The following is a 15,366-nucleotide window of genomic DNA, read 5'->3' as shown; positions in this document are numbered from 1 at the left end:
ATATCTCTATCTTTACTTCCATTATTTTAATCTTAAATAAATACTATCTATAATATTCTGTCCATTCTTCACACTTATCCAATGTCATCTCTATTAAAGTTTGATATCTTACTAAATCATCATTCTTATACTCTTCTTCTATCTTTGTCTTTTTTTCTATCCATTTTAATTGGCTTTCAGTTAATTTATCAAAATCCTCCTTATTCCAATCATTCTTAAAAGTTTTATACATATTATTTAATAATTCATCACTTAATCTATATACAACTCTTGCATTATCAATATTATTTATATCATATGATCTTAATGTTGATATTAAGGCACTATAATACCTAAAAAAGCCTTGTCCTTTTGTTAATACTTTTCCTATAGATTTCTCTTTCTCTAAATAATCATTTTCTATATCATAACTTTCTTCATAAGTTTGTTTGTCATGTTCCTCATTGTCATCATATCTTTCAGCAATTTCCTTATTTTCATCTACTTCATTAGTTTGTTCATTTTTATTTTCTTCACTAACTTCATTACTATTATAATTTTCAATACTATCAACAAATTCCTTATTTAATTTTATTTTTTCACCTATTTTATATCCTAATATCCCAACTAAAAACATCGTTATTAATATACAAATAACAAAATTGCTTTTACTAATTTTAAATTCCCCCTAACATATGCTATATTGAAAAATAACTTTTACTGATATTTCCTTTTTCTTTACTTAAATAATATTATTTTATGATTTATTTTTTATCATATGTCTAATAATTCTCATTAAGGAATAATAAAAATACTAAATATGTTTATACGATATTAGAGCTAATTCTTTAATTGGTAAAATAAGTGAATTATATGAAGTAGAAAGAAAAGATATAGAAAAAACAGCTAGTACAAAACTAACTGTATCCTTCTTCCATCTATATCTCATAATAATCCCACTGGCTTTTCTTCATATCAACATGATTTTCATTCTTAAAAAATACACCTTCATCTAATAGTAAAAATTTTTGTTCCTTCCATCCTGGTGCTAGCCTACCAGCATAATTAACTACACGATGACATGGATATTTCCCATAAAACTCTGAATAACTAAGAATCTTTCCAACAAGACGTGCATTTTTATCCCTTCCAATAAGCCTAGCAACTTGTCCATATGTAGCTACTTTTCCCTTTGGAATTTCCTCTACAACAGAAAGTATTTCATAAATTAACTCTTCATTAATAACCTTTTTCATATATTATTCACCTATGATACAAATTTTTACTTTAATATATATTACATTTTACATTATATTTGATATTTAGTTTTCCCTCACTACTAAAAATCCTATTCAATATATATTTAGATATAGTATCATTCATGTTTCCAGCGTTAAATATTAATGATTTATATTCTAATTCTTTATAATTAAAATTACAATCACTTCTCATATAGTAATGTCAATCATATTTAGGTTTTGTGCTAGTATCTTTATAGATAAATTCCAGTCTGCTGTTTCTGTAAATGCTTTTATTACACTATCCGGTTCTTGACCAAACAATGATAATATTCAAATTAATATACCTAGCAATGGCATCATAAAAATAAGTGCTAGCCATGGCCAATTTAGTGCATTACTTAATATTATCTTTGCTTACACTTCCAAAACCTGAAACCTTTACAAAATTATTATAAAAGTCAGTTACTATATTTTCTATTATTACTTAGAATTCACCTACTTGAATGAAACTTCCCTTTATAGATGAAAAATTTTTCAAGAACAAAAGGGCTATCACTATGCCCACTTCGTGGTATCAATTTTATAGCTTTAAATATTGAAATCCATTGATATAACTTGCTTTACAAATTCAAATTTTTATAATTTCATATACATAAAAAAGAAAGTAAGTAGCCTATCACTAAGCTACTTACTTTAACTAAACTTTATAAAAAATTTACTTTTTCTTATTAATTAAAATAGCACCAATTCCTGTAATTATTGTTCCTATAAGTCCACTAGTTACAACATATCCTGTCTGTGGTAATTTTGAAGAATCATTACTTGATCCTACTAAGGATTCATTTTTATTATCAGAAGAAGGATTTTTTTCATTTTCTTTATCTTCTGATGGCGCTACTGGCTTTTGTTGCTCTACTGGTTTCTCAGTATCGTTTTTCATATCTAATTTTATTGTTTTTGAAACTATACTTCCATCTTCTAAAACAAGATTTATATCATAATTAGAAGATTCAAATCCTATATATTCTAAAACCTCAGGTGAAAGGACTAATTTATCATCAATTATATAAACAGCAGGAGCTGAAGATATATCCTCTTTACTTCTTAAGTTTTTATATATCACCGGTAACTTTTTACCATTTATAGTAACATATTCAACTTTAGAGTTACTTGGAATAAAATTTGGAATTTCTACTGCTTTAAGGTTATTTTTATCAATTGTAACTTCAAATTGAGTATCATTTGATGGTGGTTTAACTTCTTCTCCTCCATTTGATGGTGGTTTAACCTCTTCTCCTTCATTTGATGGTGGTTTAACCTCTTCTCCTCCATTTGATGGTGGTTTAACTTCTTCTCCTCCATTTGATGGTGGTTTAACTTCTTCTCCTCCATTTGATGGTGGTTTAACCTCTTCTCCTCCATTTGATGGTGGTTTAACTTCTTCTCCTCCATTTGATGGTGGTTTAACTTCTTCTCCACCATTTGATGGTGGTTTAACTTCTTCTCCTCCATTTGATGGTGGTTTAACTTCTTCTCCTCCATTTGATGGTGGTAGTTCTGGCACATTTGGCTTATTTATTGAAGTATTACTATTAATTACATTAATTGTTATTGCTCCAACAGAAAGTGTCTGATCTGAAAACATTAATGCACAAGGATACATTCCGTTAGTTAAATTTAATGCTTTTAGTTCTTTATATGGTATAGTTAATGTTTTTTCACTATCATTATATACAAGCTTATCAACATTAAGTTCGTATCTATTTTCACCATAAGAAATAGTAAATTTGGTTAATTTTTGGTTAAAGTAATCAACCCCAGTTATAACCAAATCTTTAGAGTTATTATTATCAAACTTTATAGTCTGTTGAGTTATAGTAGGAAAATTGTTTTGTTTATTTTGCTCTACTAAAGCTTCCTTTAATACATTTGTATTAGCGGAAGCAGTTACTACACCTAAGTTTGAAATTATTAATCCCCCAGCTAAAGCAATTGCTAACTTTTTTTCTTTTGTGCTCATATTATTTCCTCCTTAAATAATTAACATTTTACCAATTAAATTTACTTTATTAACAATTTAATAATATAAATTTAAAAATTATCTTTAATTATACTTAAATTTTAAGTTTCTGTAAATATATAATTCTTATATTAGATTTCGGTAAGTTTTAATTTTTGATATGATTATAGAATAAGTTTGTCTACTTTTAAAACTTATTTTGATTATTATATTAATCCCTAAAAAGTAACCATTAAATATTTAATATTAGATTTATATATTAGAATAAATAACTATCTTGATAAAATAATACTATTTATATATAATAATTTCAACATGTTATATATTCCAACAGTAATTAAGTTATTTGAATATATAAAAACAATTAACTTATTAAGTATAAAAATACAGAAAGGATGATGATATTTGATACAAACATCCCCCCAAAAATGCACCTTAGATAAAATTAAAATATTATCTGGTGCACAGCTAAAATACATTGCATTTGTATCAATGTTAATTGACCATGTAAATAAAGCATTAATTTACCCAAACTTAAATGGTGAAGGGTTATTACTAAAAATAAGCAATCTTTTTGATGTACTAGGGAGAATAGCATTTCCTATTTTTGCTTTTCTTTTAGTAGAAGGTTTTTTTAATACAAAAAACAGAAAAAATTATTTATTATATCTTTTAGGATTTGCTATAATTTCAGAAGTACCGTTTGACCTATTTGTAACTAAGACATTCTTTAATCCTAGATTTAATAATGTTCTTTTTTCACTTTCACTAGCATTAATAACTATTTGGATTATTGATATAATTAAAACAAAAATAAAGAAATCACCTAGAATTATATGGTATACAATTTCATTATTTATAGTTACCATAATGTGTTTTATATCTATGTTTCTTTCTGTGGATTATGATTATCATGCAATTTTAATAGTTTATTTCTTTTATATTTTTTATAATAAGCCAATTTTATCATCTATATTCGGATATCTTTCTATATTCAAAGAAGTTTGGGCAACCCTTGGCTTCGGATTCATTCTTACATATAACGGAAAACGTGGTAAACAATCTAAAATATTAAATTATTGTTTTTATCCAGTTCACCTATTAATCTTAGGATTACTAAGAATGTATTTTAATATCTAAAATTATTTTCAATACAAAAACGGCAACTATTGGAATTTATTCCACTAAATTGCCGTTTTTTAAAATCTTTATTCCCTTACACTTTATTTAAATATGAATTATATATTTTAATTTTCTATAACTTGCATTATATTTTCACTATTATAAACTTCTTCATCAAGCATTCCCTCAGACTTTGCAACTACTACACTAGTTGCTGCATCTCCAACTACATTTAAAGAAGTTACTAACATTTCTATTGGTCTATTTATTGCAAGAATTAATGAATAAGCAAGAATTGCCGCATCATTATTATATCCCATTCCAGTTAAAACTGTGAAAAGTATTATTGCTCCTGCACCTGGTGCAGCTGGTGTACCAATTGATGCTATTAATGCAAGTAATCCAATAACTATTATATTTCCTATTGTTACATCATACCCTGCACTTGTTGCTATAAATATTGCAGCTATAACTTGCATTATTGCTGTTCCATTCATATTTATAGTCATTCCAAGTGGTAATATAAATGATGCTATATCTTCACTAACACCTAATTCTTCAACTGTAGTTTTAGTATTTAAAGGTAATGTTGCTGCAGATGATGAAGTTGAAAATCCAAATAATGCAACTTTACCTATTTTGTTTACAAATTTAATTGGGTTAAGTCTAGCCCCTATTGCTATAAATATTGAATACCCAAAAACTAAAAATAATAACAATGCTATTATTGTTGTAAATACATATACAAATGCTGGTTTTAAATTATCTATACCATATATTGCAAATGTTCTTGTTATAAGAACAAATATTGATATTGCTCCAAATTTAGTTATTATAAAACTTAAAAATACTGTTATTATTGAATTTACTTCTTCTAATAAAGTTTTTAATACAGTTACTTTATCACCTAAGTAATTAATGCAAAGACCTAATACTACTGCAATAAAAACAACTGCTAATATACTGCTATTGCTTGAAAATGCAGATAAAATATTATTTGGTATAGCTTGAATTATTATTAACAATGGATTATTTGAACTCACAACACCTTCTTGTGCTGTTACATTTTGAACATTGGCTGTAAATAACCCTAAATTCTTTATTATAAATCCTATTGCTCCAGCTAATGTTAATGCAAAAACTGAAGTTGATAAAAACCCTAATATAGTTTTATATGAAATACGACCTAGTTTTCTAGTATCACTTATCTTACACATAGCTAATGCTATTGATGTAAATACCATTGGTACTATTACCAATTGAAGTGAATTTACAAACAACTGCCCTATTATATAAAATATACCAATTGCATTTGTTGCTCCCTTTTGTGATATGTCTTGAAATAAAATATTATTAATACTTGTCCAAACATGTTCATTTCCACTTTTTATCAAATTCTCTCTAAGAATTATAAATCCTATTCCAAATACTAATCCTAAAGCAAGTGCCATTGCCATCTTAAGTGCCAGCTTATTACTGTTATTAATTTTTTTAATCATTTTCTTATTCTCCTTGTTAGCTATTCCCCTAATTCAAATAACTATATAAGGATAATATACCTTTATTGAATGCTAGGACAAAGTGGCTATCGCCACGCCAAGTTCGTGGTATAAATCTTACAGTTTTAAATCTTGAAATCCATTGATATACCTAGCTTTACGACTTAAAAATTTTTATACTTTCCTAAGCGTAAAAAAAGTCTTCCAAACCTGGAAGACTAATATAAATTCAATATAAATAACTTTTTATTAATACATAATTTTAATCAATAAATTATTATTAATTATATTTTTATAATAATAAATGTCATTTGTACGTATATTATAACTTCCTTATTGATTTCCCGAATCAATTTAAAGGGATTTTTCGTTTATATTATCATATACTATATTTTGTGTCAATATTAATCACAAAAAATATAAGTAATAATTTCCTATTCTTAACAATTCCTTATTAAAAGGAAAATATCTCTTAGTTGAACTTCTATAAAAAAGGTGTTATTCTATCAGTATTAAAACTAAGTATAAAACTTCAAGTGATAAAATAATATTAAAGGCTTATAAAAATAGGCCCTTTTTTTATGTAAAGCGAGGTACTAATATGATAAAAGTTGATAAATTATCTTACTCATTTCCCCAAAAAAATTTATATAATGATATTTCTTTTACCTTAGAAGATGGTCAACATTGTGCTTTTATAGGAACAAACGGTAGTGGAAAAAGTACTCTTATAGATATATTTATGGACCCTGAAAAATATTTATTTGATGGCTCATTAGAAATTGATCCAAGCTGTAGAATTGGATATGTATGTCAATTTCAAGAAATAGATAAAACACAAGATATTACTGTTTTTGAATACTTAGCTGAAAATTTCATTAAACTTCAAAATGAAATAACATCCATATGTACTGAAATGGAAACATCTTCTAATATCGAAACTTTACTTGAAAAATATCAAGATGCCTTAGATGAATTTGAATCAATCAATGGAGATGATTTTGAAAATATCATTGATAAGAAATTAAACCTTATAGAATTAATTAAATATAAAAATTTAAGCATATCTCAACTTAGCGGTGGAGAATTTAAGCTTATCCAAGTAATAAAGTCAATGTTAACTAATCCAGATTTACTTATTATGGATGAACCAGATGTGTTTTTAGATTTTAAAAATCTTAATGCCCTTAAAAACTTAATTAATGCTCATAAGGGAACACTTTTAGTTATTACTCACAACAGATATTTATTAAATCATTGCTTTAATAAAATTCTTCATCTTGAAAACATGGAAATTCAAGAGTTTGATGGAAATTACATAAATTATAATTTTTCATTACTTCAAACCAAAATAGAACTTCAAGAATTAGCTGCTGCTGACACAGAAGAAATTGAAAGAAATGAAATATTAATAGATAGATTAAGAGAACTTGCAAGTGAAAATGCTGAACAATTTAGAGGTAAAACTTTAAGAGCTAGAGTTAAGTTCCAAGAAAGATTAGAAAAACGTAGAATTAAAGCTCCATTTGTTGAAATTAAACAACCTAATATTATTTTTATTACAACTGATGAAGTGGAAGAAAAAACAGTGCTAAAAGTTACTGATTATGAATTATCATTTGATGAAGTTCTTTTAAAAGATGTAAACTTTGAAATTAAATCAACTGATAAAGTAGCTATTGTTGGTGCAAATGGTGCAGGTAAAACAACGCTTTTCCAAACTATTTTTAACAATAATAATTCTTCTATTGAAATAAATGAAAATATCAAAATAGGTTATTTATCTCAGCTTCAAGGTCAAACATTAAATTATTCTAATACAATTGCTGATGAATTCTTTGATATTGGCTTTAAAACTTATGATGATATTAAGGAATATCTTGAAGGTTATAACTTTGATGAAGAATTACTTAATCAAAAAATAGGAACATTATCTGGTGGTGAAAAGAACTTAATACAATTAGCTAAAATTTCAGAAGTTGGAGCTGATTTACTTCTTCTTGACGAACCTACAAGCCACTTAGATACTTATTCACAAATAGCATTAGAAAAGGCAATTAAAAACTATAAAGGTGCTATCTTAATGGTATCTCATGATTACTATACTATAGCAAATTGCATGGATTATGTTTTATTTATTGAAAATAAAAAAATTAGAAAAATTAATATAAATCATTTTAAAGATATAATTTATGCTAATCACTTTAATAAAGACTATTTAAAAATTGAACAAAAGAAAAAATCAGTTGAAACTAAAATTGAATTAGCTTTAAGAGATAATAACTTCCTTTTAGCTCAATCTTTATGTGAAGAGTTAGAAAAAATTATTAAATTACTTTAAAATATTCTATGTAGTATTAATAGCCTAAATTAAAAATGATAAAGTAATTTTATTTTTTAAGATTCTAAATTTATATCTAAAAAAATTTAATAAGTGAATTTGTTTTGATAAAAAACAAATTCCCTTATTAATCTTAAACTAAATCATACAAATTTTTTGTAAGTATTCACTTGTACATAATATATCACCATATTGATCTTCAATAAATTCAATAACAGCATCAGAATTATTATCTATAATTCTTGAAAAAACAACTATATAATCTTTTATTATATTTTCAATTATTATATTAATATAGTTTTAAAACATTGTATATTCTTTACATACTAAAAACTCAATAGTCCTTGAACAGCCCCTGTAAAATATACAAGAAACTGTTCACTTCTTCTTTAACTTTTAATATTAATAATATAAAGTTTTAATAAAATTAGAAAGTTTATCTTTATCTGGTGTAATAAAATTATCTAATTCAATTGTTTTTATAAATTCATCTTTTGTAACCCATTTATAATCAATAGTTTCACCTTCTTGCAATATAATTGAATCCTTTTTTATATTACATTTACATATATGAACTTTATAAAATGTACCTTTATAAGGCTTTTTTACTGTATAAATAAGTTCTAAATTATCAGCTTTAATACCTGTTTCTTCAAACAATTCTCTCTTGGCGGCATCTAAAAATTTCTCTCCCTTAATTACACTACCACTTGCACCAGCTTCCCAAAGACCTGGATTATTAGGCTTACTCCAATCTCTTTGCATTAATAAATAAGTTCCATCATCATGATATACAATAACATTAACTACAGCATGAAAAACTCCATTTTTTATCTTACTTCCTCTAACTATATCAATTCCTATCTTTTCTTCATTTTCGTTGTATCCATCCCATAATTCCATGTCTCATACCTCCTAATACAACTTAATTATTTAATGTTGCATTTCATATATTATAATTTTTTAATAATTATAATACCTAAGTGAAGTTACTCACCACCCATTACTCTCATATTTTTATAAAGTTTAATTAAAATCTCAAAAAACTGCAAGAAGATTTATCCATTCTACCTACAGTTTTTATTTATTATTTTATTTATATTATTAATAATTAAATTTCATAACTTTATCTTAATATTTCTTCAATACTATATGGAAGTTCTTCAATAATATGAGATGCATTAACACAAAACATTTTATTTGATAACTTATCGCCAACATAACCATGTATATAAGCTCCTAAAATAGTTGCCTTAAACACATCATATCCTTGAGCTATAAAAGAAGTAATTATTCCAGTAAGGGTATCTCCCATTCCTCCTGATGCCATCTTACTATTTCCTGTTGGATTTACATAAACCTCTATTCCATTTGTTATTATTGTATTATATCCCTTTAATAACACAATTATCCCATATTTATTTGCAAAATTAACTGCAATATTTACTTTATCTTCATTAATATCATTAATTGAAACTCCAGTAAGTCTAGACATTTCTCCCATATGTGGTGTTATTACAATTTTTCTTTTGCTGTCTTTTAATATATTTAAATTATCCTTAATTACATTTAATGCATCTGCATCTAAAACAACAGGACATCCTTCCTTAGATAAAATTTTCCTTACTAAATTTAATGTAAAATCATTATTTCCCATTCCAGGCCCTATTGCAATACTATCACTATTCATTATTAAATCTTGAAAATTTTCATCCTCATATGTCATAGTCATTGCTTCTACAAGCTTACCTTTTAAAATATCTGCAATCGATTGTTTAGTACACAAGGTAACTAATCCTGCCCCACTTCTTACAGCTGCTTGTATTGAAATATATGCTGCTCCTGTAAATCTCTCTGAACCAGCAATAATACTTACTCTTCCAAAATCACCTTTATGTGAATATTTATTTCTTTTTTTTATTATATTTTTTATATCATTTATTTCAGTTAAATATTCCTTTTGATTAAACATATTAACTACATAATCAGGTATGCCTATCTTTTCTACCTTTATAATCCCTGTATAATCTTCACCATTATTAGCTAAAAATCCCCTCTTATAAGTTTCAAAAGAAATAGTAGTTTGTGCTTTAATAGCTGTTCCTAAAATTCCAAATTTATCACACATCATTCCTGATGGTATATCTACAGCAAGTGTATATTTACTATTTTCATTTATTAAATTAATGACTTTCTTATATATTCCCTCTACATTTCTACTTAATCCTATACCCAAAATTGCATCAATGGTCATATCATTTTCATTTAAAGCCTTGCTTAACTCCTTTATGTCTTGCTCTTCAACAATATGATTAATTTTTACTCCCATGTTTTTTAAAATATCATAATTTATATTACAATCTTTACTCATAGAATTATTTCCCACCATAAATACATTTATCTTCATATTCATAGCTAAAATTTGACGTGCTATAGCAAGTCCATCTCCCCCATTATTTCCACTTCCACATACTACAGTAAATGATTTAAAATTATCAAAATTTATATTTTTAACTACACTTATTGCTGCATTTTCCATTAAAATAATTGAAGGAATACTTAATTCATTTATACAGTAAGAATCCATATTTCTTGTTAATTGAGCATTTCCTATTTTCAAAATTTCTTCACCCTTTTTATATAACTTTAATTTTTTTGTATTATAACCTTTATATTTTCTAAATCTAACCTAGCTTTAAACCAATTTTCTATATTATTTATACTTTGATTTAAATCATCCTTATCACTATATATTAAAAGTAATTTTATATCTTTTTCTTCCTTATTTTCTCCATTAATTTCTCCCGTATAAACTTGCTTTATGTCTGGATATATTGCACTTGATATTGTAATTTATCAAAATAAAAAGCTTTGCTAATATTTTTTCTATTAAACAAAGCTTCATTACATATTATAATACATTTTAATCTTAATTTATATTTAACTTTATTACAATTACCTTACAATATTGTAACCCTTTATAAATCTATTAGTAGTAAGAATATTATTAATTTATTATTCTAGATTTATTCTATCTAATATCGAATCAATTTTTTCCTCAGCCTCTCTTATAGCATTTTCTCTTTCTTCTTCAGTTGTTCCTGTAGCATCTACCTTAAGCTCTTGAACATTCTTAATTCCCATAGCCTTCATTATTTGAGCTACATAATTTTCTCCCTTATCCATTATAGGATCTAATATCCAAGGTATATTTCCACCTGAAGATTGAATATACACTACCGCTCTCTCTTTATCATCTAATAACCCCTTTGGTTTTTTTCCTTTTTCAAATGAAATAGTCTTTTCTTCTTGAACTATACAATCAATATATTCTTTTAACGGTGCTGGAAATGATAAACTCCACATTGGAGCTGCTATTACATACATTTGCGCGCTTATAAATTGATCACATAAATCCCTTATTTTCCTTATTTCCTTTTGATCCTTTTCTGGTAATTTTTTCGCATCCTCTTCAGTTATTACACAATTTCTATCTTTAAAATATTGATATTCTAATCTTGGGATATGTTCTTTATATAAATCTACCTCTTCTACCTTAAAATCGCCATTTCTCTCTAAGAATTTATTGATGAATTTTCTTGCTACCATTTTAGATGAAGATAAGTTTTCTGGTTTTGAGTTAACACTTATATATAATAATTTCTTTTTCATATTATACACCTCATTTCCTTAATATTATTTGTTTTATATATAAATTCAATTCATATATAACTAAAAAAAGAAACGTAATAATGAAATAAAGAATTTTACTATCTATAACCCTATCCTTTGTTTGTAAAGTGGCTATCCTCATTTTTAACTTCTATCTAAATTTTATTATTCTTATCAACATTAATCATTTCTATATACGGAACTTCCTTTACTCTATATTATTCTATTATTGAACTACCTCGGGTACAAGACCACGAGGATTCTTTTAGCGTAGTCTGATATTTAAGTTAATGCTAATGATTTAATCGAAGAAGGAATGAAACTTATAATTGAAAGAGAAGATAAGAAAAACTAAACATAGCGTATATAACATCAATTATCATATTGTATTTTGTCCAAAATACAGACATCATATATTTAAAGATGAATTAGAATATGAAATTTTGAAATTATTTAAAGTTATCTCATATAATTATGGTTTTTAAGTTTTATAGCAAGAAATTATGCCTGACCACATTTATCTTTTTATATCTGCTCCACCAACTATTGCACCAACAGAACTAGTTAAAATCCTTAAAAGTGCTAGTGCTAACGAAATGTTTAAAGCATTTCCAAGTTTAAAGAAAAATAAGTTTTGGGGTAGTGGATTATGGAGCAAAGGTTATTATATCGGTACTGCTGGGGCAGTTAGTTCGGAGATAACTAAAAAATATATACAAGACCAAAAATTAAAGTAATGGGCTTACAGCCTCGGGCATGAAGCCACGAGGTTTTACGCCCTAAATCTATAAACTTTATGCTTCATTTACATTTGTAAATTCTTTATTATCTATAAAATTAATTATATAATCAAAGCCCTTACTATATAAAGCTCCAAATACATTGTTTAAAATACGGAATATTATTGCGCCTCCAACTCCTAAAATAGGCGTAGCTGCTGATAATGCTCCAAATGCATTAAATACAGTTTGCCACTTATATGTTCCTGAAAATCCAATCATAACTCCACCAATTAAGCCTATAAGACCTCTAAATTGTTGTGGAATTAAAAAATATATACTCATATACATTAAACAACCTAAAACCATATATAACATTCTTTGTTTATAACGTATTTGTAATTGACTTTTATCAGGATGAAACACAGACATACATGCAATTCCTATCCACATTGCTCTTGGAATATGTAAAAACTCACCAATCATTATTGCTGAAGTTGTTACAAATGCAAACTTTAATTGCCATTTAGTTCTTTCTGTATTAAAATCAACATCATTTATAATATCAATAAATGTATTTTTAAATTCTATTTTTCTTTGCTTAATATAAAAAATTGAAGCTACTAAAATTCCACCAAAAATTAACCCTATAATACGATTAATAAGAATTTCAGTATTTTCAACCTTATATCCATATAAAAGAAAATATGATAGTACTAATATACTATGATTACATAACCTTATATTATGACATGTTAAAATTAATATACCTATTATAGAAATAAAGTTTATTATAAACCCTAAAAATGGATTTGATATGGATGCTATATATGGTGATATTGATAAAACACCAAATATACCCACTATAGTTAATGCTGCTTGTCTCACTTTAAAGTCTAAGTTTGAAAATCTAAAATTTAATAAACTAATAACTGTCACTACTCCAACTACATTATTTTCTTCTCCGAAAACTTTTCCAAAACTAATAACAACAATAGTACAAAATAAAAGACATAATATTGATTTTAATATAAGTGCTGCTATATATTTATTTTTGATTTCTTTGCTTTCTGCATTTTTTATTAATGGCTTTAAATTAGCTGCACTTAACTGCATTGCTTGATAAAATCCCATTTACTTTCCATTCTCCCCTTCACTTATTTTTTCATTAGCCATCTTTATACAATCCATTAGTTGCAAAAAATTTTTTTCTCCTAATTTTCTTCTTAAATCATATATTGGACCTAAATAAAATTTTAATATTTCATCAACTTTCTTTTCTCCCAATTCTGTAATAAAAACATCATAACTTCTTTTATCATTATCATCTTGCTTTTTTATTACATAACCAGATTTACTTAATCCATCTATTAATCTGCTTATTATTGTTTTGCTTACTCCCATTACTTTACTAAGTTTTAATGGAGTCATTCCATCATTATTAATTATAAGATGACATAACAAATCTAAATGCTGACTTGATATTTCATGCTCTTTTGTAGCCCTAGGAATAAGACTTCTACTAAATAATCTTATTCCATTCATATTTTCAATCATATTCATCCAATCATTATTTTGCATATTTTCACCACCTATAAACAATTTTAATATAGTTCATAAAGTAAACTATATTAAAACTTATTTTATTGTAAAACTTATTTATTGTCAAATTATAATTTTTAACAATATGTATATAATATAATAAAATGAATTTTCAACTTCTTTTGTTAAAATTTTACATTCATTAAATATTGTTATATACTTTTATAGAGGTGATTTTATATGGAACAATATTATGTACTAAAAAAGAAATCTGATGAATATTTTTATGGATTTGAAGAAAATTCAAAAACTCCTAAATTTGGAGAATTTAATTTATCATTAATTCATATTTTTGATAACAGTGATTCAGCAGAAGAATGTCAAAAAATATTAAAGTCAAAAGGTCATCTAGATGTTTTAGTAGTTGAATTAACTATTAATTTAAATCCTATAATTGAATAAATAAAAATGACATCAGGGCTAATACTGATGTCATTTTTTATTATATTAATTTTTCCATATTAATTATTAAATTTCTTTTATTACTTATATCATTTTCTTTTTTAAATTTAAACTGTATTATTAACTTTTCAAATTAATTTTATATCCTAAAAATAAAATAATACATTATACTGGTAACAATAACCCTGATTTCTTTAATATTGGTCTTAATGCATTATATAATATTACTACTAATATTACAGAAACTACAGCATTTACAAATGTAGCTACTGCACTTAACTTTGCTAAAATCATAGCTGCATCTTGAGGTTGACCAAGAATATATTGCTTATAGAAAAATCCTACTATAGGATCTGCAATTACATTAAAAGCAAGTCCTCCTATAGCTGAAATTAAACTCCACTTAAATATATATTTACTATCATTACTTTCACTAATTTTTGCAACTTTATGTGCAATTAATCCAGTTATTAAACCCATAAATAACTTTAAAATAAATGTTTTAGGCGCCACAACTATATATACAGGATCTAACAAATCTGCAATTGTCATTCCTATTGCTCCTGCTAATCCTCCATACCATCCTCCAAGTAATAAAGCAGCTAAAACACAAAAAGTATTTCCAATGTGCAATGATGTTGCATCTCCACCTGGCACTGGAATTTTAATTTGCAAGTAAGTAAAAGATACAAAACATAATGCTGCTAACAATGCTGTTTGAATTATTTTTTTAAATCTTATTTGATTCTTCATCAATATCCCCCCTATT

The 15,366-nt window shown here is 25.7% G+C and carries 15 protein-coding genes and 1 pseudogene; 4 read left to right on the top strand and 12 right to left on the bottom strand.

Annotation, left to right across the window (positions count from 1 at the left end; genetic code table 11):
• Positions 1-43 precede the first annotated feature (43 nt).
• From ACUN06_RS03750 to ACUN06_RS03730, 5 genes are all read right to left on the bottom strand, one after another.
• Positions 44-616: a hypothetical protein gene (locus tag ACUN06_RS03750; RefSeq protein ID WP_412858266.1), complete on the bottom strand. Its 573-nt coding sequence runs from the start codon at positions 614-616 to the stop codon at positions 44-46.
• Between the two features lie 177 nt (positions 617-793).
• Positions 794-928, bottom strand: a complete 135-nt coding sequence (locus ACUN06_RS03745) for a hypothetical protein (protein WP_291736684.1) — start codon at positions 926-928, stop codon at positions 794-796.
• Positions 918-1,235 carry an MGMT family protein gene (locus ACUN06_RS03740; protein ID WP_449390110.1) on the bottom strand — a complete coding sequence of 106 codons (318 nt, stop codon included), beginning with the start codon at positions 1,233-1,235 and terminating at the stop codon, positions 918-920. The genes ACUN06_RS03745 and ACUN06_RS03740 overlap by 11 nt, the downstream gene beginning before the upstream one ends.
• A gap of 192 nt (positions 1,236-1,427) precedes the next feature.
• On the bottom strand, positions 1,428-1,541 hold the full coding sequence (locus tag ACUN06_RS03735; protein ID WP_331890697.1) for a DUF6688 domain-containing protein: 114 nt from the start codon (positions 1,539-1,541) through the stop codon (positions 1,428-1,430).
• A 394-nt stretch (positions 1,542-1,935) separates the two neighbouring features.
• Positions 1,936-3,240, bottom strand: a complete 1,305-nt coding sequence (locus tag ACUN06_RS03730) for a hypothetical protein (protein ID WP_449390109.1) — start codon at positions 3,238-3,240, stop codon at positions 1,936-1,938.
• Positions 3,241-3,645: 405 nt separating this feature from the next.
• On the opposite strand from ACUN06_RS03730, the gene ACUN06_RS03725 reads away from it, so the two are divergent.
• Positions 3,646-4,380, top strand: coding sequence for a TraX family protein (locus tag ACUN06_RS03725; RefSeq protein ID WP_366925365.1), 735 nt, complete (start codon positions 3,646-3,648; stop codon positions 4,378-4,380).
• Positions 4,381-4,487: 107 nt separating this feature from the next.
• Here ACUN06_RS03725 and ACUN06_RS03720 read toward each other — a convergent pair whose 3' ends face one another.
• Positions 4,488-5,861, bottom strand: coding sequence for a dicarboxylate/amino acid:cation symporter (locus tag ACUN06_RS03720; protein WP_294128019.1), 1,374 nt, complete (start codon positions 5,859-5,861; stop codon positions 4,488-4,490).
• Positions 5,862-6,462: 601 nt separating this feature from the next.
• Here ACUN06_RS03720 and ACUN06_RS03715 point away from each other — a divergent pair.
• Positions 6,463-8,202: an ATP-binding cassette domain-containing protein gene (locus ACUN06_RS03715; RefSeq protein WP_449390108.1), complete on the top strand. Its 1,740-nt coding sequence runs from the start codon at positions 6,463-6,465 to the stop codon at positions 8,200-8,202.
• Between the two features lie 402 nt (positions 8,203-8,604).
• Here the strand turns inward: ACUN06_RS03715 and ACUN06_RS03710 are convergent, their stop codons facing one another.
• The 3 genes from ACUN06_RS03710 to ACUN06_RS03700 form a co-directional block, all read right to left on the bottom strand.
• A complete protein-coding gene (locus ACUN06_RS03710) occupies positions 8,605-9,105 on the bottom strand; it encodes an NUDIX hydrolase (RefSeq protein ID WP_294368879.1) in 501 nt (166 codons plus the stop codon).
• Positions 9,106-9,328: 223 nt separating this feature from the next.
• Entirely contained in the window at positions 9,329-10,822 is a 1,494-nt protein-coding gene (locus tag ACUN06_RS03705) for an NAD(P)H-hydrate dehydratase (RefSeq protein ID WP_291734922.1), read from the bottom strand.
• A 395-nt stretch (positions 10,823-11,217) separates the two neighbouring features.
• Positions 11,218-11,874, bottom strand: a complete 657-nt coding sequence (locus ACUN06_RS03700; protein WP_291734920.1) for an FMN-dependent NADH-azoreductase — start codon at positions 11,872-11,874, stop codon at positions 11,218-11,220.
• 329 nt (positions 11,875-12,203) lie between these two features.
• Here ACUN06_RS03700 and tnpA point away from each other — a divergent pair.
• A pseudogene (gene tnpA, locus ACUN06_RS03695) lies at positions 12,204-12,611 on the top strand (IS200/IS605 family transposase).
• Positions 12,612-12,668: 57 nt separating this feature from the next.
• Here tnpA and ACUN06_RS03690 read toward each other — a convergent pair.
• Positions 12,669-13,727, bottom strand: coding sequence for an FUSC family protein (locus ACUN06_RS03690; RefSeq protein WP_449390107.1), 1,059 nt, complete (start codon positions 13,725-13,727; stop codon positions 12,669-12,671).
• Positions 13,728-14,174, bottom strand: a complete 447-nt coding sequence (locus ACUN06_RS03685; RefSeq protein WP_294128012.1) for a MarR family transcriptional regulator — start codon at positions 14,172-14,174, stop codon at positions 13,728-13,730.
• A 201-nt stretch (positions 14,175-14,375) separates the two neighbouring features.
• Between ACUN06_RS03685 and ACUN06_RS03680 the strand changes: the two genes are divergently transcribed.
• Positions 14,376-14,597 carry a hypothetical protein gene (locus ACUN06_RS03680; RefSeq protein WP_291736644.1) on the top strand — a complete coding sequence of 74 codons (222 nt, stop codon included), beginning with the start codon at positions 14,376-14,378 and terminating at the stop codon, positions 14,595-14,597.
• 165 nt (positions 14,598-14,762) lie between these two features.
• On the opposite strand, the gene ACUN06_RS03675 is transcribed toward ACUN06_RS03680, so the two are convergent.
• Positions 14,763-15,350, bottom strand: coding sequence for an ECF transporter S component (locus ACUN06_RS03675; protein ID WP_291734547.1), 588 nt, complete (start codon positions 15,348-15,350; stop codon positions 14,763-14,765).
• Between the last annotated feature and the right edge of the window lie 16 nt (positions 15,351-15,366).

This window comes from Clostridium sp. ETTB3 (assembly GCF_053571985.1).
Note: the sequence above shows the minus strand (reverse complement) of the source record. Positions and strands in the feature narration are given on the sequence as shown.